A 26,461-nucleotide genomic window follows, 5' to 3' on the forward strand; every position below is an offset into this window, starting at 1 on the left:
AACACGGTGGTTCAGCCCCGGCGCCAGTCGTCGTCACGCAGATGGGAGCCGGCCATCGGGCCCATGCGGAGCATGCCACCGTCCACGGCCCAGGAAGCACCGGTGACGTAGCCGGCGTCCGGGCCGGCGAGGAAGGCGATCACGGCCGCGACCTCCCGGGCGTCGCCGGGCCGGCCCGCCGGCACTCCGGGGCGGTCCTCGGTCCGGACGTTGGTGCCCTCCTGGCCGGTCATGGGTGTGGCGATCTCGCCCGGTGCCACCGCGTTGACCTGGATGCCGTGTTCGGCCAGCTCAAGGGCCATCACCTGGGTGAGCAGGCCGAGTCCGCCCTTCGCCGCGCAGTAGGGTGCGGCGCCCACGCGCGGCTGGTGCTCGTGCACGCTGGTGACGTTGACGATACGGCCGCCTCCGCCTTGGCGGATCATGTGCCGGGCGGCGCGCTGACCGCACAGGAAGGGGCCCACCAGGTCGACGTCGAGCACCTGCCGGACGGTCGCCAGGTCGATGTCGAGGAACGGGGTGGCGGTGCCGGTGCCCGCGTTGTTGACCAGCACATCGAGGCGGCCGAGGCGGTCGGCGAGCCGGTCGATCACGTCTGCGGCCTCCGGCAGCCCGGTCAGGTCCATGTGCTCGACAACGGCCCGCCGTCCGAGCTCCCGGACCTCGGTCGCGGTCCGCTCCGCGCCCTCGCGGTCACTGTGCCAGGTGATGCCGATGTCCATGCCTTCGGCGGCCAGCCGTACGGCCGTGGCCCGCCCGATGCCGGAGTCCGCGCCGGTGAGAACGGCGACGCGGGCGATGCCCTCGGGTCCGGTGTTCTGGTGGGTGCTCATCCGTCGACTCCGTTGGAGAGTGGCCGGGCCGGCCGGGACGCCTGGTACGAGGCGCACGGGTACCCGCCCCTCGCGGGCCGTAACCGGGGTCAGGGCCGGCGGGACGTCCGCGAGCAGTGCGAACGCAGGCTTCCCGGCCCAAGACCGCCGAAGCACCCTCTGCCGCGGCCAACCGGTACTGTGCCCCGGGACAATGAGGCTGATCCACTACAGCGATGCATCTCCTTGGGGGGACCACATGACACCCAGCCGCCGGCTGACCGCCATCCTGAGCGCACTGCTCGGCACGACACTGCTGCTGGCCGCGCCCGCATCGGCCATTGCCGCCCAGCAGCCCACGGCGCAAGGACAGACGGTCAACACCACCGCCGGCACCGTCCTGTCCTCCACCCCGCAGAGTCACAAGCACACGGGCACCGCTCACCACCCCGCCACGGCCAAGCCCGTCCACAAGGCGTCGGTGAGCAAGGAGAAGGTCAAGAAGCAGGGCAAGAAGAAGAAGCGCGGGTTCTTCAAGAAGCTGGGCATTGCCCTGATCGTGCTCCTCATCGTCCTCATCGTCATCGTGGTGCTGGTGATCTGGCTGATCGTCCACTTCGTACGGAAGGCGTTCCGCCGCCGCGGCTGACACACCGGGCCGGTCCAGGCCGAGGACGCGGCCCGTCACCGCAGACTACGGAAGGCCTCCCGCAGCTCCCGCACCAGCAGCTCGGGCTGTTCCAGCCCGGGGAAGTGACCGCCTCGGTCCATCTCGTGCCAGGAGCGCAGGTCCGTGTAGCGTCGCTCGGCCCACCGCTTGGCCGTTGGCCATGGCTCGGCCGGGAACAGCGAGCACGCCGTCGGCACGGTCACCCGCAGGGCGTTCTCCTCCTCGGCGCTGCGCGGCACCCAGCGCAGCGCCTCCCAGTACCAGCGGGAACTGGATGCCCCGGTCCCGGTGAGCCAGTACAAAGCGATGTTGTCAGCCTGCCGGTCGAGGCTCACTCCCCCGCCGGCCTCGGCCCGGGTGTCGGCGTAGGCGGCGAACTTCTCGCCCAGCCAGGCGGCCAGGCCGGCGGGTGAGTCGACCAAGGCGTAGCCGAGGGTCTGGGGGCGGGTGCCCATCTGGATTCCGAATCCGTAGCCGTCGGCCAGGTGCAGATCACGCCGTTCGATCAGCCGCGCCTCCTCAGGGGTGGCGGTGTCCCGGTCCTGTGGGAGGGGCGAGGCTATCGGCATCGTCAGGTGCAGGCCCACCACCCGTGCGGGAAACCGGCGGGCCAGCTCGGTGCTGACGTACGCGCCCCAGTCTCCGCCGTGCGCGCCGAAGCGGTCGTAGCCCAGCCGGCTCATCAGCGTCGCCCAGGCGCTCGCCGTGCGAGCGGGGTTCCATCCCGGCCGCGCGGGACGGCCGCTGAATCCGAACCCGGGCAGCGACGGAATGACCACGTCGAAGGCGTCCGCCCGGTCGCCGCCATGGCCGACCGGATCGGTCAGCGGGCCGATGACCTGCTCGAACTCCAGGATCGACCCCGGCCAGCCGTGTGTCAGCAGCAGTGGCAGCGCGGCCGGCTCCGGCGACCGCACATGCCAGAAGGCCAGTTCCAGGCCGTTGATGACGGTGCGGTAGTGGCCGATCTCGTTCCATGTCCTCTCGCGTGCTCGCCAGTCCACAGCGCGCAACGCCGCCAGGAGCGCCTGCATGTGGTTCCACCGCACACCCTGGGACGCGTCCGGCACGGTCTGCGGTTCGGGCAGGCGGACCCGTTCCAGTCGGGTCCGCAGATCCTCGAGGTCGGCGTCGGGAACGCGGATGGCGAAGGGTTCGATGTCGGGCGTCACTCCGCCCGTGGAGTAAGTCGGCACACCACGAACGCTAGAACCGATCCAGGGGCCCGGGAATGCGCGCGATTGCCCTTCACGGGTCATCGATTGCGGTAGGCCGACGGCCGCACGCCCGTGTGCCGCAAGAACGCCGTGGACAGTGAGCCGGGGCTTCCGAAACCGCACCGCGTGGCGACCTGAGCGACGGACAGCCCACCTGCCCGGAGGAGCCGCTGTGCCTCCTCGACCCGCAGGCGCGTGAGGTAGCGGTGCGGCGTCTGCCCCGTGGCCTCCTTGAAGACCCGGATGAAGTGGTACACGCTGAAGCCGGCCTCGGCGGCCATGTCCGCCACCGTGACGGGGCCGCTCAGCCGGTCCCGCATCATCGCCACGGCCTTGTGCAGCCAGGGCCCTTCGGCGTTCGCCCGGCTCACCTTCGGTGGCCGGACGCCACGGGTCAGCACATGCACGGCGAGAAACGCCGCCGCCGACTCCGCGTACAGGTCATCGACGGCGCCGGCGCCGGCCGCGCCCAACGCTCGCATCGTGTGTTCGACGAGCGGATCCCCCGAAGCCACCGCGGCGGCCGCCCGCTCGTAGTCGATGCGTGCGCCGTCCACCTGCGCGACCGTACGCTCGACGACGACGCGCGGAACGTGCACCTGAAGGGTCCGCAAGGGAACCACGGACCGGTAGCGGCGCACCGACGCCACACCCGGTACCGGCATCTCGAGCCCGCCGGGCATCCAATGCCGCCGCTGCCAGCGCCCACCGGTACGGGTCTCCATGGACGCATCACCCGCGACGGTGAGAACGAGATGCAGATCTCCGGTGGCGGGCAAGGCCACCTCCTCCGCTCGCGCGGTGTGATGGAACCGCTGGAGCAGCAGCGAGCGCCACCCCAGGCTGTCCCAACTGCTGAACGTCCGCTCGACATACGGGTCCGGGTCGAATCCGGAATACGGCTCGAGGTCGAAATCTGGAACGTCACACACCACGTCGAGCATACCCACGAGCGGGGCCGGGTGCCGGAGTGTCAGGCGTCCCGGCGGCGCAGCGTGCACCAGCCGGCCAGCAGCGCGGCCGCTGCCCACAGCGCCGTCACCGCGAGGCCCGGCCACGGGGCGAGACCTCCCGCCGGGTCCTGGTACAGGACTTGTTGTCCGGCGCGGTCCGGAAGGTAGCCGGCGGCGCCCCCGGCGACGTCTCCCACCACGAAGGACACGATCAAAATGAACGGGACGAGCAGGCTCAGCACCGCGACGGCGCTGCGCAGCAGGAAGGTGAGTCCCGCGGCGAACAGGGCCATCAGGGTCAGGTAGACGCCCGCGCCGAAGCAGGCCCGCAGCGCTCCCGGCTCGCCGAGGCCGATGGCGTACCGTCCCAGGAACGCCTGGCCCACGAAGAAGGTGGCGAATGTGGTGGCGAGCCCGACGGTGAGGGCGGCGGTGGTCACGACCGTGGTTTTCGCCGCGTAGAACAGGCCCCGGTGCGGCACGGCCGACAGGGAGATCCGCAGGGCACCGCCCGCGTACTCGGAGGACACGGCCGTGGTCCCGAAGGCGATGGCGGCGATCTGTGCGAAGTTGATCGCGTAGAAGGCTCCGAAGACGGGATCCCCGCCGTTGTCCGCCTCCGCTCGGCCCACGGTGGGGAAAACGAGCAGGGTGACGGCCAGCGTGGCGGCGAAGACCGCGATGAGCGATCCGAAGCTCGCCCGGACGGACCTGATCTTGATCCACTCGGAGTGGAGCACCGCGGTGACGGACATGTCAGACCTCCTGCGGTGTGGCCGGGGACGTGTGAGGCGCGGCGGCGAATTCCGTCTCGTCCGTGGTGAGAGCGAGATAGGCCTGCTCCAGGGAGGCGCGCAGCTCGACGAGTTCGAGGACGGGGATGCCCTCACGGGCGGCGATGGCCCCGACCTGTTCGGCTCTGGCGCCCTCCACGACCCATCCGCCGTCGTCGTCCGCCACGACCGGGTATCCCTCGGTGATCAGCGTGGCGCGCAGCCGGGCGGGGTCGCCGGCGCGTACGCGGACGCGTGCCTGGCTGTGCTGTTCGATGAAGTCCCGCATGGGGGTGTCGGCGAGGAGTCGGCCCCGGCCGAGGACGACGAGGTGGTCGGCGAAGGTGGCGGTCTCGTTCATCAAGTGGCTGGAGACCAGGACCGTGCGGCCTTCGCGGGCGAGCCGGCGCAGCAACTGGCGCATCCAGACGATCCCTTCCGGGTCGAGGCCGTTGGTGGGCTCGTCCAGCATGAGGACGGGCGGATCTCCGAGGAGCGCGGCGGCGATGCCGAGGCGCTGGCGCATGCCGAGCGAGAAGGTCCTGATGCGGCGGCCCGCGACAGTGGCGAGCCCGGTGTCCTGGAGGACCTCGTCGATGCGGCGGGCCGGGATGCGGTTGCTGACGGCGAGGAAGCGCAGATGGTCGCGTGCGGTACGGGAACCGTTCGCCGCCTGCGCGTCCAGCAGGGCACCGACCGTGCGCAGCGGCTCGTGCACCATGGCGTACGGGCGGCCGCCGACCACGGCGGTGCCGGAGGTGGGGCGGTCCAGGCCGAGGACGAGGCGCATGGTGGTGGACTTGCCGGCGCCGTTGGGGCCGAGGAACCCGGTGACCCGGCCCGGTTCGATACGGCACGTCAGCTGGTCAACAGCCCGGGTGCGGCCGTACTCCTTGGTGAGGTCCTCGATGTCGATGCGGCTCATGGCTTCAGCGTCATCGTGCGCGCGTGAGCGGACATCCCCCGCCGGAGGCAACCGTCTCCCCCGCCGGGGGCACCCTTCTCCCCCGCGCGGGGGAGACACCAGCACCGTCCGCTCTGCCAGCATGACGGCATGGTGCGCCTCCTTCTGCCGCTGACCCATGCGCTCACCTACACCCGCTGGCTTCACCTGCTGGTGGGAGCGATCGTGCCGTTCGTCTGCGCCATGGTCTATCCGGGGCTGAGCAGTCCGTCGCCGGGTGACTGGGTGCTGATCGCGGTCCTCCCGGTCCCCTTGGTCCTGGCCGTCGCCATGGTGCCCTCGGCTCGCCGCGCGGAGGGGCTGCAAGCGCGACTGATGCTGTTCCCCGGTCCGCTCGCACGCGTGAGGAGCGACGAGGAGCCGGGTGTCTCCGCCGCTCCGTCCGCTTCGTGGTCCGACCGGGCCAGAACCGCTGTCTGGATGGTGCTGCGGCTGGAAACGGGGCTCGTCACCGCGCTGGTGACGGGGCAGTTGATGGCCCTGTCGCTGTCGCTGGCCGGGGCGGCCGCCGGGGATCCGGGTTTCGCCGACCCGCTCATGCGCGTTTCCGGTGGCAGCTGGGGGTACGTCCTGCTGGCACCGGTGCCCGTGCTGGCGCTGGTCGCGGTGGCCGCCGGGGCAGGCGCGCTCATGGCTCAGGCTGCCCGGCGGCTGCTCGGACCGTCGCTCAAGGAGCGTCTGTCGGCGTTGGAGGAGCGCACCGAACGGCTGCTGGAAGGCAACCGCATCGCACGGGAGTTGCACGACACCCTCGGCCATGCGCTGACCCTCGCCGTGGTGCAGGCGGGTGCCGCCCGCGCGGCAGCCGACCCGGAGTTCACCGACCGGGCGCTGGAGACCATCGAGGAGACGGGCCGGGCCGCGCTGGAGGACCTGGAACGCGTTCTGGCCGGGCTGCGCGAGACGGGGCGGCCCCTGGGCAGCCGCCCCGCTCTCGACGAGGCGGGCCGGTTGCTGGAGTCCGCGCGGTCCTCGGGTGCGCGGGTCGACGCCGAGGTGACGGGACCGTTGGAGAAGCTGCCGGGGCCCGTGTCCCGTGAGGCCTACCGGATGCTCCAGGAGGCCCTCACCAATGTGCTGCGGCACGCGGGCCCCGTCCGGGTCGGCGTCCGTATCGCCGTGGAGGAGGCGTGGCTACGGCTCGAGGTGCGCAACCCGCTGGCCGAGGCGGCATCGGCGGCTGGCGTGGGCGGTGGCAGCGGGCTGCGCGGAATCCGCGAGCGCGCCACGCTGCTCGGAGGCGAGGCCCGAGCGGGACAGGACGGCAGCGAGTGGCTGCTGCACGTCGACCTGCCGCTGCGGTGACCTAGGCTGACCGTATGCCGCTCACCATTCTCCTGGTCGACGACGAGCCGCTGGTCCGGGCCGGCCTGCGGGCAGTGCTGGAGGCGCAACCGGACATCGAGGTGGTGGGCGAGGCGGCCGACGGGGCCGCCGTGATCCCCCTGGTGCGGCAACTGCGCCCCGATGTCGTGGCCATGGACGTGCGGATGCCGCTGATGGACGGCATCGAGGCCACCCGGGCAGTGCTGCGCACCGTGCCCGACCCGCCGAAGATCGTGGTGGTGACGACCTTCGAGAACGACGAGTACGTGTACGGGGCGCTGCGCGCGGGAGCCGACGGCTTCCTGCTCAAGCGGGCACGGCCGGCGGAGATCGTGCATGCCGTGCGGCTGGTGGCCGAGGGCGACTCCCTGTTGTTCCCGGCGGCGGTACGGCGGTTGGCCGCCTTCCACGGCCAGGCTCCCGGCAACGCCGCGGCCCGGAGGGCCATGGAGCGTGCCGCGCTGACCGAACGGGAGGAGGGGGTGCTGCGTCTCATGGCGCGCGGCCTGTCGAACGCGGAGATCGCCGCGTGCCTGACGGTGGGGACCGAGACCGTCAAATCCCATGTGAGTTCCGTGCTGGCGAAACTTGGCGCACGGGACCGCACACAAGCGGTCATCGCGGCGTACGAGTCCGGCTTCGTCTCCCTGTCCGAGGACCAGGCGGTGCCCGACGACCGCACCGTGCGTGGCCTTGACCCTCGTGGCGGCCGCCGGCCGATGTCCTGACGAGGCCGATCAGACTGTTCAACGGCTATCCGGGGCACGCCGGCGAATCGACGGGGCATGAGGCGCCCGTATCTGGCGATCCACAGCTACCTGGGGCTGGTGTGCAGCGTCGTGGTCGGCCTGTTGGGCGTCGGCGCCATTCTGGCCGCGGTGCTGGCCGTGCGGCTCTTCCAGGGCTATCTCGACGTGCAGGGCATCTACTCGCTGATGGCGCTGGACGCCCGGCTGGCGCGCGAGTGCTTCGGGCCTTCCGAGAGGGAATTGCTGCGGCAGCGCATCGACGAACTGGCCACCAGCCGGGCCGCGGTCGTCCAGGCGGTCGACGCCGAGCGCCGCCGCATCGAGCGCGATCTCCATGACGGCAACCAGCAGCGCCTGGTGGCGCTCGCCATGCTGCTCGGCCGGGCGCGCCGCAGCCGCAGCCCCGAGCAGGTCGACGCGTTGCTGCGGCAGGCGCACCAGGAATCCCAAGAGGTCATCACCGAACTACGCGAGGCGACCTGGCGGGTCTATCCCTCGGCGCTGGACAGTCTGGGGCTGGAGGAGGCGCGGCCCGCTGTCCGGGACCGGGTCCGGCCGACAGCTCGAACTGGTCGAGCCAGTCGGCCATCGCCGCGTCGTCGTCGAGGGTGCGCGGGGACAGCGACTTCAGGGCGCGCATGACGGCCGCGTACCGGACCGGGAGGCCCACCCCGGCGTCGTACAGGTCGATCTCGGCGCGGGTGATCGCGGCCCGCAGCGCGTCGGTACGGCCCCGGGTGGCCATCAGGACCGCCTGGCGCACCAGATCGGGCCGGGACAGGGCCAGTTCCTGGGCGACGAAGGCGCCCAGGGACGTGCCGACGATCCGGCAGGGGCCGACCCCGAGGTGCTCGATGAGCCCCGCCGCGTCATCGACCATGTCCTGGAGGGCGAAGCCTCCGGGGCACTCGGACGTCGGCGGTATGCCCCGGTTGTCGAAGGTGATCACCGGAAGCCGACGGCGGTGAGCGCGGGCCACCTGGTGTCCCCGGACGTACGCCCCCGCCCTACCGGCAAAGGCGCGGCCCGCCCTTTCGGGTGCGACGCGTCAAAGGCGTCCCGGCGGGGCGGGCCACTGGGTGGTCCGGGCGGCGCGGCGGCGCGGTTCAGGCCGCGCCGGCCTCTTCCATGGCCTTGATCAGGCTCTTGGGACGCATATCGGTCCAGTGGGTGTTGACGTATTCGAGCGCCGCGTCGCGCGTCGCGTCGGTGAGGACGGCGCGCCATCCGTCCGGAACCTCGACGAAGGCCGGCCACAAGGAGTGCTGCCCCTCGTCATTGACGAGCACGTGATAGGTGCCCTCGGGGTCCTCGAAGGGGTTGGTGCTCATGCGAATAGCTCCTTCTCGAAGGTTTTCTGCTCTGCCGTTCTGTGTCTGTTTCGCCGCTTACAGCCGGTCCGCGATAAAACGGCTGATGCGGGCCGCGTGACGGGCGTCGGTCATCAGATCCGCGTGGTTCGAGTCTATGGGGCAGATCTCGATCGACCCGCCCACCAGGGGTTGCCACACGTTGACATTCAGGAGGGTTTCCCGGTTGGCCTCCGGCTTCCGTTCGGCGGAGACGAAGAGCGTGTCTCCGTCGAGGAACTCCGGCGTAAAACGCCGCATGATCCCGATATTGTTCACATAGACGTCCTTGAGGGACAGCAGTGAGCTCCGCCATGTCGACGGTGAACCCCATGGCCTGGAGGTTGTTCGCGACGACCTCGTGCACCACCGGCTCGGAGTGGTCGCTGTGTTCCCCCGGCGGACAGGAGTCGAGCACGGCCGGCAACCCGACCTCCTCGCCCCCCGCGCGCAACCGGACGGCCAGGGCATGCGCGGTCAGTCCGCCGAAGGACCAGCCGGCGAGCCGGTAGGGGCCGTGCGGCTGCACGGAGCGGATCCGGGCGAGATAGTCCTCGGTCATCTCGGCCATGGATTCCGGGAGCCGCCCGGTGCCGTCCAGGCCGCGGGCCTGGAGATCGACGCCGCCCTCGCGGCGGGTGCCGGAAGCGTCCTGCTCTGCCACCCGGCCAATCCCGTGGGCCGGATCTACCGGCCGGAGGAGCTACGGCAGCTCGCGGGCCTCGTCACCCGCCACGGCGCCCGGGTGATCAGCGACGAGATCCACGCGCCGCTGCGCTACCAGGAGGACTTCACCCCCTACGCGTCGGTCGGCGACGAGGCCCGCGAGCACGCCGTGAGCCTATTCAGCGCCACCAAGGCGTGGAACATCCCCGGTTTGCGCTGCGGGTTCATCGCCCTCCCCAACGCGGCCGACCAAGCGCTGTGGGCGGTCCTTCCGGCGGCCTGGCTCGACCAGGCGGTGGGCTGCCTCGCGGCCAACCGTGCGCTGCTGGGACGGCTCCTCGCCGATGCCGGGCTCCCGGATGTCTACACCCCGCCCGAGGCAACCTACCTCGCCTGGCTCGACCTGCGTGGACTGGGGCTGCCCCGACCCGTCGGTCCGGCTGCTCGAACACGGCGGCGTGGCCACCACCGCCGGACCCGATCACGGGCAGGCCGGCACCGGCTTCGTCCGGCTCAACTTCGCCACCCAGCCGGATGTCCTCGAAGAGGCCGTCACACCCATCACCAAGGCGGTGGCGGGCCTGCCGCGCGCCGTCCTCGCCGAGGATCAGCCTCGCAGGCCGTAGAAGTGGATCGGTGAGTTCGGCCTGAAGCCGATGCGCGGGTACACGGGGGTCCCGGCGGCGGTCGCGTGCAAGGTGGCGCGGGTCAGTCCGGTGGCCCGGAAGCCCTCGTACAGTGCCTTGCGCGTGACCGCCTCACCGTAGCCCCTGCGCTGCCACTGTGGGTCCGTGGCGACCAGCAGGACGAAGAGGCGGCCTTCCGCTTCGACGGTGGCGGCGCACGCCACCGGCGTGTCGCCCCGCATGCCGAGGCAGGCGTACACCTCGTTCTTCCAGAGTGTGGATCCGACGAGTCCGTCGCGGCCCTCCGCCAAGGGGAACCCGTAGCCGCGCGAGTTGAGGTCGGCGTAGGCGCGCACCTGCTCGTCAGTGGTCACGCGCACGAACGTCAGATCGGGGTGGACCGGTTCGGGGACCGGGAGCAAGTCACCGGCCATGCCCGTACCGGAGAAGGCGTGCTGAAGGCCCGCCCGCTCGGCCGCCGTCCGCAAGGTGGAGCGAGCCTCGTCGTCGAGAAGGTCTTCGAAGAGCCACAGAAAGCCCGGGTGCTTCTTCGAGCGCATGATGTCCGCTGCCCGGCTCAGACGCCGCCCGAGGAGCTCTGCGTCCGCGCCCACATCGGTCAAGGTGACGCAGTTCCAGAAAGCGAACCGGCAGTCGGCCCAGCGGACGGCGATACCCGGAAGGTCACGCACATCCGCACCTGGATCGCGGTCGAGCACCATGGCACGCCAGACCACGGCGAGTTGCTCCATCGACTCGACGGACTCCGCGAGATCGGTCATCGTCACCCCACAGCTCGTTGAGGAACCCACCCCGTGCTCACGCAGTATCCCGCTTGGGCGGCCCGTACGGTCAGACGTCCGCCGAGTACCACGAACCGTCCTCATCGGGCGTTCTGGGAGCGGGGGTGAACTCGACCGGCAAGGCGGTCAGCCCCCGCATCCAGGGTGAGGGCCGCCAGACGAGGTCCTGCTCGGGCACGGCGAGGTCGACGTCGGGGAGCCGGTCCAGGAGGGCCTCGACACCGGCCCTCGCGATGGTCTCGGCGCTCTCGCGGCCCGTCATGGGGCAGCCGTGCACACCGTGGCCGAAGGAGAGGAAGGCGTTGTTCCCCTGGGTGGAGGCGGCCGGGTCGGGGCGTATCTGGGGGTCGGTGTGGGCGGCGGCGAAGCTGAGGACGAGCAGATCGCCGGCGCGGATCTGCTGCCCGCCGAGGACGGTGTCATGGGTGGGCCAGCGGCCCGCGATGTTCTGGGACGGGGTGTCCTCCCACAGCGCCTCGTTCATCGCCCATCCGACGCTGTGGCGGCCGCCGGAGAGCAACAGGGCGAACCGCTCATCGGTGAGCATCAGCCGGAGCGTGTTGCCGATCCACTCGGCCGTCGGCTGGTGGCCCGCCGAGAACATCACCATGAGGTCCTGGACGATCTCCTCCTCGGAACCCGTCGGGGAACAGGCGATGAGCCGCGAGGTGGCGTCCGCTCCGGGGTGTTCCCGCTTGGCCGCCACCAGTTCCCGGCAGGCGGCGTAGAACGCCGCCTGGGACCGAACGGCGCTCTCGCCCCCGTCCAACATGTCGTTGATGACGTGCGTGACCTCGCGGGCCTCGCGGTCGGAGAAGCCGAAGAAGTACGCGAGGACCAGCGCCGGAAGAAGCCTTGCGTACTCGGCGATCAGATCGCCGGAGCCCCGCTCGCAGAAGCCGTCGATCAGCGCGTCGGCGACGCGCTCGGACCGGTCGTGCAGGGCGAAGGGATCGATGCCGAACAGCGCTTCGTTGACGGCGTCGGCACGCTTGCGGTGGACCTCACCGACGGTGAAGAGGATGGATTCCTGCTTCTCGCCGATCAGGGGCCGCAGCGGCCAGTCCTCGGGGATATGGCTCCACAGGCTCCACAGCGAGGAATCGCGGCTGAACAGCGCGGCGTCTCCGGTCACCTGGAGCAGCTCGCGGTAGCCGAGCACCAGCCACGCCGGCACACCGCCGTGGAGCAGCACGGGGGCCACCGACCCGTGTCGCTGCCGTAGCTCCTGGTAGACCTGGGCGGGTTCGGTCTGGAATCGCGGGCCGCCGAGCTCCACGGCGTCCACATGGCTGTCCGGGAGGCTCGGGAGGGGAAGCGGCTCGGGCTGGGTCATCGTTCAGGTCCTCGGCATGCGCGGGAGACGGCGGCCGGTGGCGGAAGTCTTGATCATCCGACTGGCTGGCTCAATATAGACGCAGGTGGCGGCCTGTGGCACTACGTGGGTGAGCATCGGCGCATCGGATACGGACCCGCCCGCGACACGACGGCCAGTTCCCTGTGTGTACGCGCTTCAGCGTGCCGAACCAGGGTTGGGCGGTGGCCATATTCGTATGGAGATGCCCAAGGGATGGTTGTGATACGGCAAAATTCTCTTTACTGTGCCGCCACAGCACTGGACAGCACAGACCGGGCGCCTCTCCCGACGAGGGGCACCCGGCCTGTCTGGTGCGGAACATGCCGCGCGGCCACGGCTTTCGCAGGCAGACGGCCGCGACGGTGGAAAGCCCACACCACCAGTTCCCCGGAGGGTACCGTGAGCCACCCCAATCGGCTACGTCAGGCCATCAGCGCAGCCGGCACCACGCCCCTGATCGGCGTGTTCGACATGTTCTCCGCGTCCGTCGCGGCCCGGCACTACGACGGGATGTTCATCTCCGGATTCGGCTTCGCCGCGTCCCACTACGGCTTACCCGATATCGGCTTCATCGCCTGGCCGGACATCATCGCCTTCGTCCAGCGCCTGCGCCTGGCCTTCCCGCGGCAGCACCTGCTCGTGGACATCGACGACGGCTACGTCGATCCGGAGACCGCCTGCCATGTCGTGCGGAGCCTGGAGGCGATCGGCGCTTCCGGCGTCATCCTGGAGGACCAGAAGCGCCCGCGGCGCTGCGGACACGTGGACGGCAAGCAGGTGTTGCCGTTGGAGGAGTACCTGGAGAAGCTCGACATGGTTCTGTCCTCGCGCCGGGATCTCGTCGTGGTCGCCCGCACCGACGCGACCGAGGAGGACGAGATCCTGCGTCGTGCCAAGGCGTTGGCCGCGACCGACGCCGATGTCGTGCTCGTGGACGGGGTGCGCAGCGTCGACTGGATCCACAAGGTACGGCGTGTCATCGGTGACAAGCCCCTGCTGTTCAACCAGATCGCCGGCGGCAAGTCGCCCCGGCTGTCGTTGAGCGAGTTGTCGGCGCTGGGCGTCGATGTCGCCATCTACAGCACCCCCTGCCTGTTCGCGGCGCAGACCGCCATCGACCGGGCGCTGACCGAGCTGCGGGAGGCCGACGGCCGCCTCCCGCAGACCGGTCCGGACACCGTCGGTGTCGCCGAGTGCCTGGCACTGCTGGAGAAGAACATCAGCCGCCACCACGAGCACGTCCCGGCCTGACATCCAGGGCCGACCGGGGGATCGCGGCGCCCGCGACACGGGCCGCAGGCGGTCCCCCGGCCTTCCCGCGCCCGGTTCGCCCGGTACCGGCCGGGCGCGGGTCCCACGCCATCGGACAAGGCAGGAGCGCATGTCCCCGATCCTCACCCGCGCCGCGCGTGGTCTGGCGCGCCGCGTCGACTGGTACATCGTCGCGCTGTTCGGCGCCATCGGCGTCGCCACCCTCGCTCCGGCCGAGCGACAGGCGGCGGAGGTCGTCTCCTGGCTGACCCAGGTGGCGATCGGACTGCTGTTCTTCCTCTACGGAGCCAGGCTCTCCCCGTCGGCCGCGCTCGAGGGCGTTCGGCACTGGCGGTTGCACCTGCCCGTGCTGGCGCTGACGTTCGCCGCCTTCCCGCTGGTCGGGCTGGCCATCGCGCTGCTACCGGACCGGATGCTCGGTGCCGAGCTCACCGCCGGTGTGCTCTTCCTGGCCGTGCTGCCGTCCACCGTGCAGTCCTCCATCGCCTTCACCTCCATGGCACGTGGCAACGTGGCCGCGGCCCTGTGCTCGGCGTCGTTCTCCACGGTGCTGGGTGTCGTCCTCACCCCCGTGCTGGCGGTCCTGCTGATCCGGCGCACCGAGGGCGGTGGCATCCCGATCGGGTTCGGCCAACTCGGCGACATCGCCGTGCAGTTGCTGCTGCCGTTTCTCGCGGGGCAGGTGGTGCGGCGCTGGATTTCCGACTGGCTCGGCCGCTACCGCGGTGTGATCGGCGTCTGTGACCGCGGTTCGATTCTGCTGGTGGTCTACTCGGCGTTCAGCCGGGGCATGACCACCGGCATCTGGCAGCGGGTGTCGCCGGCCCGGTTGGTGCTGCTCGGCGCGTTGTGCGTGCTGCTGCTGTGTGTCGCGCTGCTCCTGGCCGACCGTTCCGCGCGGATGCTGCGCCTGCCTCGCGAGGACCGGGTGACCGCGGTGTTCTGCGGCGCCACCAAGAGCCTGGCCAGTGGGCTGCCCATGGCCTCCGTGCTGTTTCCGGCGAGCCGGGTCGCCATGACCGTGCTGCCCTTGATGCTGTACCACACCCTCCAGCTCGTGGTCTGTGCCTGGCTGGCCCGCCGCTGGCCGACCACTTTGCACAGCGCGACGACGAAGCCGCCTCCCCGCACCCCCGCCCCGGCCACCGGCCGCCGCTCCGACTCCCCGGCCGGCTGACTCCCGGGCTCGCTCTCCCGACAGCTGTCGCGGCAGCTGAACGCGGCAGCTCGTGCGGGGCCGGCCGGGCAGCGGTTCGTAGGGACCGCTGCCCGGCCGGCGTCGGGTCAGCGGTCGCCCGGTGGGGTGAGCGGGTCCGTCTGCCGGGTGCCGCGGGCGAGCGTCGCGGTGCGCTGGTGTTCTTCGAAGTAACGCAGGACCTCCGGGGCGAGTTCGGGCACGCTGACCGGCGTGCCGTTCGCGCGCAGCGATGTCGTCGCCGCGACCGCGGCGGCGACCGCCTCGCGGGCGGCGATCGGTGAGGTCTCGGTCGGGCCTCCGGTGGTGGTGAAGCGGAGGAACTCCTCGACCAGCGCCTGGTCCGCGCCGCCGTGCAGGCCGTCACTGGGTGAGGTGAGGGGGATGGAGTGGTCGGCGTCGCTCCGATAGCCGGAGCGGCGCCGGTTCCAGACGTTGATGGTCGCGGGGTCGCCGTCGATGCCGTCGCCGAGGTTCTCCAGGCGGCCCTCGTCCCCGATGACGGTGTAGTTGCGCCAGTAGTCGGGGGTGAAGTGGCACTGCTGGTAGCTGGCGAGCACCCCGTTGTCCAGCTGGGCGAGCATCATGCTGAGGTCCTCGACGTCGATGACCGGGTTCAGGTCGCGCAGGGCGGCCGGCGGCCAGATGTCCGGGTCGAACCAGTCGGGCATCCGCTGACCGTGGGGTGCGGCGTCCTGCGCGGTGCGACGCGGGTTGTCGCCGTAGACCGCGAGGGCACCGTAGGCGACGACGCTTCGGGTGTAGCCCCCGGCCAGCCAGTGGATCACATCGAGGTCGTGAGCGCCCTTCTGGAGGAGCAGCCCGGTGGTGTTGGCCCGCTCCGCGTGCCAGTCCTTGAAGTAGTAGTCCCCGCCGTGTCCGACGAAGTGGCGGCACCACACCGCGCGGACCCGGCCGATCGCACCGTCGTCGATCAGCTCGCGCATGCGCCGGAGCATCGGGAGGTGGCGCAGGTTGTGGCCCACATAGAGGCGGCTGCGGGAGCTGAAGGCGGCCCCCAGCAGCGCGTCGCAGTCGGCGACGGTGATCGCGAGCGGCTTCTCCACGAACACCGCGATCCCGGCCGCGAGGAAGAACAGCGCGGGCTGTGTGTGCAGCTGGTCGGGCGTGAGGACGAACACCGCGTCCAGGTCGTCGTCGAGCATCCGCTCGTACCGGTCGTGTATCGCGACGTCCGCCCCGAAAAGGCGTCTGGCGTCGTCCTGGCCGCGCGGGTCCGGATCGGCGCAGGACACGATCCGGGCGACGCCCGAGCGGTTCGCCAGCGCGGCCATGGGCGCGCGCTGCCCGACACCGACCACTCCGAGGCGCAATTCCGACGCTGGTGCCTGGTCACGCTCACTCACTCGGCTATCCCTTCGTTCGGTCAGACGGTGCCTTCTCATGCGGTGACGCAGGACACCGGGGCCCGCTGCACCGTGTCCCGGGTGCCGTGGCGGCCGGGCGCTTTTCCGTCCCTACCGCCGCGGGGCGGTCGGGGCCGCCAGTCCGTCCCTCAGCAGCCGGCTGTCGACCTCGTCCAGCGCCAGGCGCACCGCCCCCAGGGCCACGCTCTCGTCGCCGAGGGTGGAGGCGCGCAGCTCCGGCAGCCGCAGACAGTGCTTGGCGAGTTCGCGGCGCAGCGGGTCCAGGACCACGTCGGCGGACCGGGAGAACCCGCCGCCGTAGACGACGACTTGCGGGTCCAGGGCGAGGACCAGCGCGGCGACGCCCACCGCGAGGTCGCGGGTGTAGCGCCGGATGGCCGTCTTCGCGTCCCGGTCGCCGTCCCGGGCCGCCTGGAACACCCATGCCGCCGCCTCGCCCGGCGCGGCCGTGGCCGGTATGCCGGGGCAGGACTCGAGGTGTCCGGGCGCGGTCAGCCACCGCACGGCCTTGAGGGCGCCGATCTCCCCCGCGGCACCGCCGTGGCCGCGGCGCAGGGTGCCGTCGAGGATGAGTCCGGCACCGGTGCGCAGGCCGGCGAGGAGGAAGACGATGTCGTCGGCGTCCTGTGCCACTCCGTTCCAGCGTTCGGCCACGGCGGCGAGCTTGCAGTCGTTCTCCACCTGGATCGGGCAGGGGAAACGGGCCCCGAGGTGGGCTGACGGGTCGGTGGTGTGCCAGCCGGGCAGCGGTGTGGACAAGGTGGTGCGGCCGGTGGCGTCGACCGGGCCGGTCACCCCGACCGTCACGGCCCAGATGTCGGCCGGTGCCATGCCCGCGTCCCGCAGGACCTCGTCGATGACCCGGTCGACGGCCGCCAGCCGGGCCTCGGGCCCGGCCTCGGGGTCGGCCGGGCGGCGCACGGTCCGGATGAGGTTGCCCTCCAGGTCGCTCAGCATGACGAGGATCTTGTGCACGCCGATGTCGATGCCGAGCACATGGCCGGCGGTGGCCCGGAACCGGAACCGGCGGGCCGGGCGCCCCACCACACTGCTGGCCCCCGGCTCCTCGACCTCGGCCCACCCGTCGGCCACCAGCGCCTGCACCAGGACGTCCACGGCGGGACGGGACAGGCCGGCCCGCCGGGCGAGTTCGGTGACCGTGGAGGGCGGATTGCCGCGCAGCGCCCATACGATGGACAGCTGGTTCATCTCACGCATCCGGGACATGTCTGTTCCGGTGGTCGCCATGCTGGTGCTCCTCGGAGGGGGTGCGGGGCCCGCCGCAGAATATCGCTGAGCAGTTTACTAATTCCCGGCGGTGGCCGCGTCCGCGAACGGGGTCAGGCGATCGGATACCGCTGTTCCGTCTCGGGACTGACCGCCGGTGTGAAGTCGACCTCCCGTCCGTCGAGTGTGAACCGGTAGCGGCCGAGCCTGCGCACCTCGGGCCGCGTGGCCAGGTACGCCGTCATCGCCTCCAGTTCGTCGGGGCGCAGCCACCCGGGCGGGTCGGACACCGCCCGGAAGCCGCAGATGTCGGCGAGGTCGCGCAGCCAGCTCTGCTGCTGTTCGGTCAGCAGGTTGAGCCGGCTGCGGAAGTACACGATGTCCGGGTCGACCTCGAGCAGGGGCGACTGCCACAGCCGGTGCAGGGTGTTGACGACCGCGTTGCGGGCCAGGGCGTCGGAGGGGTCCTGGGTGGCGTAGTGCTCCCACAGCGGGGCGACGTCCGGACCGCTGCGCATCCCGTCGGCCAGGCCGAGGGAGGGCAGCAACGGCGCCCCGCTGGCGAGCAGATACGCGTCCGGTCCCGCCGCCTCCCGGATGATCCGCAGTCCGGTCCGGTACGCCTCCTCGCGGCCGACGTCCGCCGACCGTACGCCGGGCACCGCGGCGCCCTGGAGGAAGTCCAGCTTGAGATAGGTGAACCCCCATTCCCGGCTGACCCGGTGGATCATCTCCCGCAGATGCTCCTGCGCCGCGGGCAGGGTGAGGTCCAGCGCCCAGTAGCCGGTGCCCCAGTTGTGGCCGGCCACCACCGGCTCGCCGCGGCCGTCGCGCAGCAGCAACTCCGGCCGCCGGCGGGCGGTGTCGGACCGGGGGTGGACGATGAACGGGGCGATCCACAGTCCGGGCCGCAGCCCCGCGTCCGTGATCCGGCCGGCCAGCGCCCGCATGCCGGCCGGGAACTTGGCGTTGGCCTCCCAGTCCCCCACGGCCCGCTCCCAGCCGTCGTCGACCTGCACGACGTCGAAGGGCAGGCCGCGCAGGGCGGTGATGTCCTTGGTGAGCTGTTCCTCGGTGATGTTCTCGTAGTACGCGTACCAGCTGCACCACACGTTGCCCGCCCGCTTGCGGCTGTGCCCCAGACGCTCACCGAGGTGCCGGGCGTAGGCGGCGAAGACCTCCTCCTCGCCGCCGTAGGCGAGGAACCACGGCGCTCCGCCGCGCTCGTACCACCCGACGAGTGTGTCCTGGTCGGCGGTCAGGCGCGGTACGTCCAGGCCGAGCGCGCCGAGCAGCAGCACCCGTCCGTCGGTCCCCTGGAGGGCGGCGACGGCGGACGAGTGGTGGCGGGCCGGGTCGTCCCATACGGTGTCGTCGGCGGTGAGGCGGCGTTCGGCGCTCTCGATACGCAGGGGGGCCTCGGAGAGCCGGCGCCAGCCGCACGGGCTCCATGAGTTGTGTCCGTGGCGGTAGAAGAGGGCGTCGCCGAGACCGTGCAGTACGGCCGTCCGGCCGGGCGGCAGCAGCAGACCGCCGTCGGCGGACCGCGGCGGGGCGTCGCCTTCGAGCTCGACGGCGAACGTGCGCTCGCCGAGGTCCAGGAGCTGGGCCATGGGTCTCCTTGCGTCTGGGGGTGCGAGTTACGGTTCCGCGGGTTCCGGCCGCTACTTGAGGAGGCCGTTCGCCTTGTCGTTGGCCGACTTCAGGGCGGCTTCCGGCGATGCCTGGCCGAGGATCGCCGACTGGATGGCGTCCTGGACGATGGGACTGATCTCGGTGCCGTTCTCGGTGACGGGCAGCAGGAAGGTGCCGTCCTTCGCCGCGGCGGCGTCGGTGAAGACGTGCACGTCCTCACCCTTGGCCCGGTGCACGGCCAGCGCCTTTTGGGTGGCGCTCTTCAGCGCGGGGAAGACGATGCCCCGCTTGGCGACGAGGTTCTGGCATTCGGGCGAGGCGAGGAATTTGACCCACTTCCATGCCTGTTCCTTGTGCTTGGTCCCGGCCCAGATGGCGTCCGACGAGCCGTTGAGGGCGCTCTTGCGGCCGGCCGGGCCGGTGGGCAGCGGTGCGAAGGCGAACTTCTGCTTCACCTTGGGTTTGGTGAAGGTGGAGATGGTCCAGGAGCCCGTGACCATCATGGCGCCCTTGCCGGCCATGAGCAGCTCGGAGTTGGCGAGGGTCGATTTCTTGTCCAAGGGGGGCGCATAGCCCTTGTCGATCAGGTGCTTGAACCAGGTGATGGTCTCGGCGAGTTTCGGGTCGTCGTACTGGTAGTGCGTGCCCCACGGGTTCTTGTCGAGGAAGGTGAAGCCGTTCGAGGCGGCGAAATCGCCCCAGCCGTTCTGGCCCTGGGAGCCGTCGGCCCACTCGGCCAGGAACCCGTAGGTCTTCACATGGTTCTTGTCGAAGCCCGGATCGAGGCCGTTGCGGCCCTTGGTGTCGACGGTGGCCTTGGCGATCACCTTCTCCAGGGTGCCGCCGTCGGAGGGGTTCCAGGTCAGGTCGTTCAGCTGGGCGGCGTCGACTCCCTGCTTCTCGAACATGGTGGTGTTGTAGACGAGCGCCATGGTGTCCCAGTCCTTCGGCAGGCCGTAGCGCTTGCCGTCCTTGACCCATACCCCGGTGAGGCCGGGCTGGTAGGCGGACAGGTCCACCTTGTCGCGCTCCACCAGGGGCTGAAGGTCCAGCAGCTGGCCGCCGGCGGCGTACTGCGGATAGTAGGTGCTCTGGTTGGTCCAGACGTCGGGGGCGTCGCCGGAAACCAGCTCGACGGTGAGGTTCTGCCAGTACTGGGTCCACGCGGTCTGGGTGATCTTCACGGTGATGTCGGGATTGGCCTGGTGGAAGGCGGTCGCACAGTCCTGGTAGCCGGGCAGCTGCAAGTCGTCCCACAGCCAGTAGTCGATGGTGGTCCTGCCTCCGGCCGTGTCGTCGTCGGAGCTGCCGCAGGAGACAAGGGTGGCGGTGGCGGCCAGGCACAGCAGGGCGGCCGCGCCGGCGCGCAGGTGTCGGGGGCTCATCGCGGGGGCCTCTCTGGCTCGTACCGGGGGTGGTTACTTCATGCCGGTGAAGTTGAGGGACTCGACCAGTCGCCGGCCCAGCACGATCAGCAGCACCAGGACGGGCAGGACCGACAGGGCGGATCCCGCCATCAGGCCGGTCCAGTCGGGCTGGGTGTTGGGCGACTGCTGCTGGAAGATGCCGAGTGCGACGGTGAGCACCCGGGTCTGCTCCTCGCGGCCGGTCAGCAGCGGCCACAGGTAGTCCTTCCAGGCCCACACCGTGGTGGTGAGTCCGATGGTGATGAGCGGGCCGCGGCTCATGGGCATCACCACCCGCCAGAAGATGCCCCAGGCCCCCACGCCGTCCAGGACCGCCGCCTCCTCCACATCACGCGGAATCGACAGGAAGAACTGGCGCAGGAAGAAGACCGCGAACGGCGTCATGAGCACGCTCGGTGCCACCATGCCGGTGAAGGTGTTCAGCCAGCCGAGGTTCTTCACCAGGACGAAGTTGGGCAGCACAGTGAAGATCGGCGGCACCATGAGCGCGGCGATCAGCACCCCGAAGACCGCGTCCCGGCCGGGGAAGCGCAACCGGGCGAAGGCGTAGCCGGCCATCGCGCAGAACAGCGTCTGCAGGGCGGCGATCAGCCCGCTGTAGACGACGGAGTTGAGCAGATAGCGCAGGAAGTCCACGTGCGCGCCGGAGCCGCCGGCGGCCTGTGCCTCCTCCTGGCTGGTCAGCCCGAGCACCCGCAGGAAGTTGATCATCGTGGGGTGGTCCGGGACGAGCCCGGTGGAGTCGGTGTAGAGGTCGGCCGCCGGGGTCAGGGCGGTGCGGACCATCCAGTAGAACGGGAAGACGGTCACGAACAGCGCGATGACGAGCACCGTCCATGCGGCGATCCGGCCGGGCGAGACCTTCGTACGGATGCGGGTCATGGTCTGCTCCTCAGGCCAGGTCCGAGCGGGAAGCGCGCAACAGGCGTATCTGCACGGCGGTCAGTACGCCGAGGATCACCGCGAGCACCACGGCCACGGCGGAGGCATAGCCCATGTGGAAGTAGTTGAAGGCCTGTTCGTAGATGTAGAAGTAGATGACCCGGGTGGCGCTGACCGGTCCGCCCTTGGTGGTCACCGCGATCGTGTCGAAGATCTGGAACGAGCCGATCAGCGACACCACCAGCACCAGGGCGAGAACCGGCCGCAGCAGCGGCAGGGTGATCCGGGTGAACATCCGCCACTCGCCGGCGCCGTCCAGGGCGGCGCTCTCGTACAGGTACTGCGGGACCTGGAGCATCCCGGCGTACAGCAGCAGCGCCGTATAGCCGGTGTACGCCCAGGTGTTGACCGCGGCCACGGTCGGCATCGCCCAGTCGGGCGAGGTGAAGAAGCCGGTGGTGCCCAGGCCGAGGGCGTTCAGCACATGGTTGACGAGGCCGAGGTTGGCGTCCAGCAGCCACATCCACACCAGGCCGACGGTGACGTTGGGCACCAGCCAGGGCACCAGCAGCATCGCGCGCAGCGCCACCGACCGGGTCAGCCGGTGCATGAGCGTCGCCAGCAGCAGAGCCAGTACGGTCTGCGACCCGATGTTGAGCACCACGTAGTAGCCGGTGACCTTCAGCGCGTTCCAGAACTGCTCGTCGCCGATCAGCTGACGGTAGTTGTCCGCGCCGACGAAGCCGGGCGTGGAGAGCAGGTTGTAGTCGGTGAGCGAGTAGTAGACGCCGCGCACGGTCGGATACGCGTAGAAGAGCGCGAACCCCACCAGCGCGGGCGCCAGGAACAGCCAGGCGGCCCTCCGGTCGTCGCGGCGCCGGCGCGGCCTGCCCGGAGCTGGGGCTTTGCCCCGGGGTGAGCCTGCGCTCTCATGCGGTGGCGCAACGGCGGTGTCCGCGCCCATGGTTCCCCTCCGAAGGGATTTGCGCCGCACCTCTTGTCAGTGGGGCACCGTGGACACATATTGATGAGCAACAGCGAAACTTTGTCAATGCTGTCGCATAAAAAGCGGGGCTTCCGCTCCGCGCGGACAGCGGAGACAAGGAGCCGGACGCCCGCATCGGGCCCGAACTCACACGCGCCAAAAGGCCGTTGACGGAGGGCCGGTGGGCGGTCCCGGCGCCGCTGGACGGCACCCCCACCCGTCTTCGGAGGTTGACACCATGCGCACCTTCGCGCACCGGCGCGGCAGAGGACTGCTGGCCGCGCTCTGTTCCACAGCCGTGGTCCTCGCCCTGGCCGTGTTACCGAACACCGCCCAGGCCACCCAGGGCGCCGACACCGCCGGCGCCGCGGCCGGTTCGGCCCAGGGCGCACCCGAGCGCCCGGCACCCGGCCCGGATCCGGACCCCGCACTGCCGGCGCACACCCTCACCCGCGCCGACGCGCCGCTGGACAACCCGCTCAAGGGCTTCGCCCGCTTCTACCAGCCCGGAGCCGATCAGAACACGGGCTACCCGCACTCCCTGACCTGGAGCTACTTCGGCCTGTCCGAGGTCATGACCGACGCGTCGGACTGCGGACACTACGACTGGAGCGTGCTGGACAGCGCGCTGGAGGAGACCGCCTCCTACGGCAACCAGGCCGCCATCCGCTTCTACATCGAGTATCCCTACAGCAGCGGCAGCCACCCCACCAACGCCATCCCCCCGTGCTTCGACGGACACGTCGACAACCGCACCAACGCGCACTGGAACACCATCAGCCCCGACTACGACAACGCCTACCTGCTGGACGCGCTCAAGGACTTCATCGCCGCGTTCGGCGCCCGCTACGACGGTGACCCGCGCATCGGCTTCATCCACATGGGGCTGATCGGGCTGTGGGGCGAGTGGCACACCTGGCCCTACGACACGGACACCTCGAGCGACTCATACCCCAACTACATGCCCACCGACGCCCACGCCGCCGAGATCATGCGGGCCTACAACAGCGCCTTCACCCACACCAAGGTGGAGGCCAGGTACGCGGACCTGGCCGGCGGCGCCGCCGACAGCCTCCCGGCCATCGGCTACCACGACGACTCCTTCTGCTTCCGCGAGGGCAGCCCCCTGGCCGGTGTCACCCTGCCGGCGTCAATGGGCGGGGCCTCGTACTCCCAACTGCAGAAGGCCCTCGAACACGGCGTGGAGAACCGCTGGATCACCGCCTCCATGGGCGGCGAGGTCCGTCCCGAGATCCAGGGCAGGGCCTTCGCCAACTGGCCCGGCGGCTCCGGCGACGTGGACGACATGAAGGCGTGCCTGGAACTGGAGCACACCACCTGGAAGATCAATGAGGGCAGCGCCACCTACTCCGCCGACGACGCGGGCGTGGCGGCCGCGGTCCGGCTCATGGGCTACGACCTCACCGTCGACGACGCCTACTTCCACGACACCGCACAGGGCAGCACCAAGGTCGGCGTGCGGATCAGCAACAACGGCGTCGCCCCGTTCTACTACCCCTGGACGGTCAGCCTCGGGCTGAAGGACTCCACCGGCAAGGTCGTCAAGACCTGGGACACCACCTGGGACCTGCGCAAGGTGATGCCCAAGAAGATCCGGGCCTTCCCCGACTGGGGCGTGGGCTCCGAGCCCACCTACCTCGACTACGGCTACCCCCAGTACTTCGACGCCACCGTCGACCTCTCCGGCGTCTCCACCGGCGACTACCAGCTCGTCATGAAGGCCAAGAACCCCCTGGAGGACACCCGTTCCAACGCCAAGAAGCTGCGCTTCGCCAACGCCACGCAGAACGCGGACGGCTGGCTCGGCCTCGGCGCCATGACCGTCGGCTGACCCGGCGACGGCGTGACCTCGGGTGTCCGGGCCGGGTCCGCCCCGGCCCGGACACCCAGGCGGCAGCGGGCCGCCTTGGGTCAGCCGGTGATGAGTGCGGTGAACCGCTGGGTGTCGATGTTGCCGCCGGAGGCGATGATGCCGATCCTGCGCGGCGCGCCTTCGAGGCGCCCGGCCATGAGGGCGGCCAGGGGGGTGGCTCCGCTGGGTTCGAGGACGATCTTCAGTCGTTCGAAGGCGAACCGCATGGCGGTGGTGATGTCCTCGTCGCTGACGAGGGTGACGGCGTCGACCAGGCGCTGGTTGATGGCGAAGGTGAGCTCGCCGGGTGTGGGCAGGGCCTGACCGTCGGCGATGGTACGGGGCACGGGGATGGTGACGCGTTCGCCGCTTTCCAGGGAGCGCTTGGTGTCGTCGCCCGCTTCGGGCTCGACGCCGATGACCGTGGTCGCGGGGTGGAGTGCCTTGGCGGTGACGGCACAGCCGGCGATGAGGCCGCCGCCCCCGACAGGCGCGACGAGGGCGTCCAGCGGGCCGGTCTCCTCGACGAGTTCCAGGGCGGCGGTGCCTTGTCCGGCGATGACGTGGGGGTGGTCGTAGGGCGGGATGAGGGCCAGGCCGCGATCCGCGGCGAGGGCCTCGCCGAGACTGGTGCGCTCCTCGGTGTAGCGGTCGTAGGTGACGATCTCCGCGCCGTAGCCGGCGGTGGCTTCCCTCTTGGAGCGGGGGGCGTCCTCGGGCATGAGGATGACCGCGGAGGTGCCCAGTTCACGGGCGGCCAGGGCGGTGGCCTGGGCGTGGTTGCCGGAGGAGTAGGCGGCGATGCCCCGGGCCAGTTGCTCGGCGGACAGCTGGGCGGCGGCGTTGTAGGCGCCGCGGAACTTGAAGGCCCCGACGCGCTGGAAGTTCTCGCACTTGATGAACACCTCCGCGCCGACCATGGCGTTCAGGGTGCGGGAGGTGAGGACGGGGGTGCGATGGGCGATCCCTTCGAGACGCGCGGCGGCCTGGCGGACGTCGTCGAAGGAAACGGGCAATGCGGCGGCCATGGCGGGTCCTTGCGGGGATGGCGGTCGGGGCTCTTTCGGGGTGCTTGGGGCGGCAGGTCACCAGCCGGTGACGCGCGGCCAGAAAGCCTTGATCGCGGGCGTGGGGGCGGTGTCGTCCGCGGCGCTGTCGATGACGTGATAGCCCCGGTGCTGGGCCGCGGTGGCGCAGGCGTGGTTGGGCAGGATGCGCAGGCGGGTGCCGATGGGCAGCTCGGGCGGGGCGGCTCCGTCACGGGTGGTGAGAGTGCCGTGTTCCTGGCTCGCGGCCGTCATGACCAGGTCCGGGATCAGGTGGCCGGCCAGGTCGGTGACCAGGCCGTAGCCCTGGTCCTGTGCCTGGACGGCGGTACCGCGATCGCGGGACATGGCCATCCAGCCGCCGTCGGTGACGATCCACCCGTACTCGGGCCGGTGGCCGATGACGGTGACGACGACGGACAGGGCGAGGTCCTCGACGCGGCAGACGCCGAGGCCGGCCATCACCAGGTCGAAGAAGACGTAGTTGCCCGCACGCAGTTCGGTGACTCCGGTGAGGTCCTCGGCCGCGTGGGCGGTGGGGGTGGAGCCGACGCTGACGGTGGGCACGGGCAGACCGGCCGCGCGCAGCCGTTCGGCCGCGACGACCGCGGTGTCACGCTCGTTCTTCGCCGCCAGCCCCTGCTCCTCGGTGCCGTAGGCGAAGTAGGACTCGCCCGCGTGGGTGAGCACACCGTCCAGGCAGTCCGCGCTGTGCAGGATGCGGCCGATCTCCAGGAGACCGGGCGCGTCGGGCTTCAGGCCGCCGCGGTGGCCGTCGCAGTCGATCTCGATCTGGGCCGGGATGGGGAGCCCGGCCTGCCGGGAGGTCTCGGCGACGAACGTGGCCTGCTCGGCGCTGTCCAGCAGAATCCGCAGGCGCACGCCGCGGCGCAGCAGGGCGATCACACGGGGCAGCTTGTGCGGGTCGATGCCGACGGCGTAGGTGATGTCGGGGTAGCCGCCGTCGGCGAACGCTTCGGCCTCGGCCAGCGTGGACACGGTGACGGGACAGGGGGTGCCGTCGTGCAGGAGCGCCGCGACGTCGAGGCTCTTGGCCGTCTTGACGTGCGGACGCAAGGTGACGCCGAGCCGGGCGGCCCTGGTCCCCAGGCGCTCGATGTTGCGCAGCGCCTTGTGCACGTCGAGGACGGCGAACGGGGTGCCGGGGCCGGCCAGGGTCCGGGCGGAGGCAGTGGCGGTGTTCACAGAGGGCTGTCCATTCTCTTCAGAAGGGCCAGGCCCAGGCAGGTCACCGGCGGTCATGAA

General features: G+C 70.7%; 24 protein-coding genes and 3 pseudogenes. 8 read left to right on the forward strand and 19 right to left on the reverse strand.

Annotated features, from left to right (window positions below; translation table 11 throughout):
- Window positions 1-11: 11 nt before the first annotated feature.
- Window positions 12-833, reverse strand: a complete 822-nt coding sequence (locus tag N6H00_RS01320; RefSeq protein ID WP_268969625.1) for an SDR family oxidoreductase — start codon at window positions 831-833, stop codon at window positions 12-14.
- Window positions 834-1,071: 238 nt separating this feature from the next.
- Here N6H00_RS01320 and N6H00_RS01325 point away from each other — a divergent pair, with 238 nt between their 5' ends.
- Complete coding sequence (locus tag N6H00_RS01325; protein WP_268969626.1) at window positions 1,072-1,461, forward strand: hypothetical protein; 390 nt, start codon at window positions 1,072-1,074, stop codon at window positions 1,459-1,461.
- A gap of 35 nt (window positions 1,462-1,496) precedes the next feature.
- Here N6H00_RS01325 and N6H00_RS01330 read toward each other — a convergent pair whose 3' ends face one another.
- From N6H00_RS01330 to N6H00_RS01345, 4 genes are read right to left on the reverse strand one after another with little or no spacing between them, the layout of a single operon-like run.
- A complete protein-coding gene (locus tag N6H00_RS01330) occupies window positions 1,497-2,678 on the reverse strand; it encodes an epoxide hydrolase family protein (RefSeq protein WP_268969627.1) in 1,182 nt (393 codons plus the stop codon).
- A 59-nt stretch (window positions 2,679-2,737) separates the two neighbouring features.
- Entirely contained in the window at window positions 2,738-3,631 is an 894-nt protein-coding gene (locus N6H00_RS01335) for an AraC family transcriptional regulator (RefSeq protein WP_268969628.1), read from the reverse strand.
- Window positions 3,632-3,672: 41 nt separating this feature from the next.
- A complete protein-coding gene (locus N6H00_RS01340; RefSeq protein ID WP_268969629.1) occupies window positions 3,673-4,407 on the reverse strand; it encodes an ABC transporter permease in 735 nt (244 codons plus the stop codon).
- Window position 4,408: 1 nt separating this feature from the next.
- Complete coding sequence (locus tag N6H00_RS01345) at window positions 4,409-5,350, reverse strand: ABC transporter ATP-binding protein (RefSeq protein ID WP_268969631.1); 942 nt, start codon at window positions 5,348-5,350, stop codon at window positions 4,409-4,411.
- Window positions 5,351-5,479: 129 nt separating this feature from the next.
- Here N6H00_RS01345 and N6H00_RS01350 point away from each other — a divergent pair, with 129 nt between their 5' ends.
- The 3 genes and pseudogenes from N6H00_RS01350 to N6H00_RS01360 all read left to right on the forward strand — a co-directional run bounded on the left by N6H00_RS01350 (window position 5,480) and on the right by N6H00_RS01360 (window position 8,106).
- Complete coding sequence (locus N6H00_RS01350) at window positions 5,480-6,694, forward strand: sensor histidine kinase (RefSeq protein WP_268969632.1); 1,215 nt, start codon at window positions 5,480-5,482, stop codon at window positions 6,692-6,694.
- 14 nt (window positions 6,695-6,708) lie between these two features.
- A pseudogene (locus tag N6H00_RS01355) lies at window positions 6,709-7,362 on the forward strand (response regulator transcription factor); the annotation flags it as partial.
- 288 nt (window positions 7,363-7,650) lie between these two features.
- The gene (locus N6H00_RS01360) at window positions 7,651-8,106 is read left to right on the forward strand and encodes a histidine kinase (RefSeq protein ID WP_443073190.1); all 456 of its coding nucleotides are present in this window, start codon (window positions 7,651-7,653) and stop codon (window positions 8,104-8,106) included.
- Here N6H00_RS01360 and N6H00_RS01365 read toward each other — a convergent pair.
- The 4 genes and pseudogenes from N6H00_RS01365 to N6H00_RS01380 all read right to left on the reverse strand — a co-directional run.
- A pseudogene (locus N6H00_RS01365) lies at window positions 8,027-8,443 on the reverse strand (alpha/beta fold hydrolase); the annotation flags it as partial. The gene N6H00_RS01360 and the pseudogene N6H00_RS01365 sit on opposite strands and share 80 nt — an antisense overlap.
- A gap of 127 nt (window positions 8,444-8,570) precedes the next feature.
- On the reverse strand, window positions 8,571-8,795 hold the full coding sequence (locus N6H00_RS01370; protein WP_268969635.1) for an MbtH family protein: 225 nt from the start codon (window positions 8,793-8,795) through the stop codon (window positions 8,571-8,573).
- A 57-nt stretch (window positions 8,796-8,852) separates the two neighbouring features.
- Window positions 8,853-9,092 carry a hypothetical protein gene (locus tag N6H00_RS01375; protein ID WP_268977289.1) on the reverse strand — a complete coding sequence of 80 codons (240 nt, stop codon included), beginning with the start codon at window positions 9,090-9,092 and terminating at the stop codon, window positions 8,853-8,855.
- Window positions 9,093-9,237: 145 nt separating this feature from the next.
- Window positions 9,238-9,384: pseudogene (locus N6H00_RS01380) on the reverse strand (thioesterase domain-containing protein); the annotation flags it as partial.
- Here N6H00_RS01380 and N6H00_RS01385 point away from each other — a divergent pair.
- Entirely contained in the window at window positions 9,331-10,119 is a 789-nt protein-coding gene (locus tag N6H00_RS01385) for an aminotransferase class I/II-fold pyridoxal phosphate-dependent enzyme (RefSeq protein WP_268969637.1), read from the forward strand. The pseudogene N6H00_RS01380 and the gene N6H00_RS01385 overlap by 54 nt on opposite strands.
- Here the strand turns inward: N6H00_RS01385 and N6H00_RS01390 are convergent.
- On the reverse strand, window positions 10,087-10,887 hold the full coding sequence (locus N6H00_RS01390) for a GNAT family N-acetyltransferase (protein ID WP_268969639.1): 801 nt from the start codon (window positions 10,885-10,887) through the stop codon (window positions 10,087-10,089). The genes N6H00_RS01385 and N6H00_RS01390 overlap by 33 nt on opposite strands.
- Before the next feature lie 70 nt (window positions 10,888-10,957).
- Window positions 10,958-12,244, reverse strand: a complete 1,287-nt coding sequence (locus tag N6H00_RS01395; protein ID WP_268969640.1) for a cytochrome P450 — start codon at window positions 12,242-12,244, stop codon at window positions 10,958-10,960.
- A 420-nt stretch (window positions 12,245-12,664) separates the two neighbouring features.
- On the opposite strand from N6H00_RS01395, the gene N6H00_RS01400 reads away from it, so the two are divergent.
- Window positions 12,665-13,516: an isocitrate lyase/PEP mutase family protein gene (locus N6H00_RS01400; protein ID WP_268969641.1), complete on the forward strand. Its 852-nt coding sequence runs from the start codon at window positions 12,665-12,667 to the stop codon at window positions 13,514-13,516.
- Window positions 13,517-13,646: 130 nt separating this feature from the next.
- Window positions 13,647-14,714, forward strand: coding sequence for a bile acid:sodium symporter family protein (locus N6H00_RS01405; RefSeq protein WP_268969642.1), 1,068 nt, complete (start codon window positions 13,647-13,649; stop codon window positions 14,712-14,714).
- A 107-nt stretch (window positions 14,715-14,821) separates the two neighbouring features.
- Here the strand turns inward: N6H00_RS01405 and N6H00_RS01410 are convergent, their stop codons facing one another.
- The 6 genes from N6H00_RS01410 to N6H00_RS01435 form a co-directional block, all read right to left on the reverse strand.
- Window positions 14,822-16,099 (reverse strand): Gfo/Idh/MocA family protein, encoded by a 1,278-nt coding sequence (locus tag N6H00_RS01410; RefSeq protein WP_268969643.1) that lies wholly within the window; start codon window positions 16,097-16,099, stop codon window positions 14,822-14,824.
- Between the two features lie 111 nt (window positions 16,100-16,210).
- Window positions 16,211-17,368: an ROK family transcriptional regulator gene (locus N6H00_RS01415; protein ID WP_268969644.1), complete on the reverse strand. Its 1,158-nt coding sequence runs from the start codon at window positions 17,366-17,368 to the stop codon at window positions 16,211-16,213.
- Between the two features lie 92 nt (window positions 17,369-17,460).
- Window positions 17,461-18,960, reverse strand: coding sequence for a glycoside hydrolase family 36 protein (locus tag N6H00_RS01420; RefSeq protein WP_268969645.1), 1,500 nt, complete (start codon window positions 18,958-18,960; stop codon window positions 17,461-17,463).
- A gap of 51 nt (window positions 18,961-19,011) precedes the next feature.
- A complete protein-coding gene (locus N6H00_RS01425) occupies window positions 19,012-20,367 on the reverse strand; it encodes an ABC transporter substrate-binding protein (protein ID WP_268969646.1) in 1,356 nt (451 codons plus the stop codon).
- A gap of 33 nt (window positions 20,368-20,400) precedes the next feature.
- Window positions 20,401-21,291, reverse strand: a complete 891-nt coding sequence (locus tag N6H00_RS01430; RefSeq protein WP_268969647.1) for a carbohydrate ABC transporter permease — start codon at window positions 21,289-21,291, stop codon at window positions 20,401-20,403.
- A gap of 10 nt (window positions 21,292-21,301) precedes the next feature.
- Window positions 21,302-22,255 (reverse strand): carbohydrate ABC transporter permease, encoded by a 954-nt coding sequence (locus N6H00_RS01435; RefSeq protein ID WP_268969648.1) that lies wholly within the window; start codon window positions 22,253-22,255, stop codon window positions 21,302-21,304.
- A 259-nt stretch (window positions 22,256-22,514) separates the two neighbouring features.
- Here N6H00_RS01435 and N6H00_RS01440 point away from each other — a divergent pair, with 259 nt between their 5' ends.
- Entirely contained in the window at window positions 22,515-24,128 is a 1,614-nt protein-coding gene (locus N6H00_RS01440) for a DUF4832 domain-containing protein (protein ID WP_268969649.1), read from the forward strand.
- A gap of 80 nt (window positions 24,129-24,208) precedes the next feature.
- Here N6H00_RS01440 and N6H00_RS01445 read toward each other — a convergent pair whose 3' ends face one another.
- Together N6H00_RS01445 and N6H00_RS01450 are read right to left on the reverse strand one after the other, a co-directional pair.
- Window positions 24,209-25,177 (reverse strand): threo-3-hydroxy-L-aspartate ammonia-lyase, encoded by a 969-nt coding sequence (locus tag N6H00_RS01445; protein WP_268969650.1) that lies wholly within the window; start codon window positions 25,175-25,177, stop codon window positions 24,209-24,211.
- Between the two features lie 57 nt (window positions 25,178-25,234).
- Window positions 25,235-26,458, reverse strand: coding sequence for a DSD1 family PLP-dependent enzyme (locus tag N6H00_RS01450; protein WP_268969651.1), 1,224 nt, complete (start codon window positions 26,456-26,458; stop codon window positions 25,235-25,237).
- Window positions 26,459-26,461 lie beyond the last annotated feature (3 nt).

Origin of the sequence: Streptomyces sp. S465, assembly GCF_026898115.1 — a bacterium.
In the GTDB taxonomy this organism is placed as follows: domain Bacteria; phylum Actinomycetota; class Actinomycetes; order Streptomycetales; family Streptomycetaceae; genus Streptomyces; species Streptomyces luomodiensis.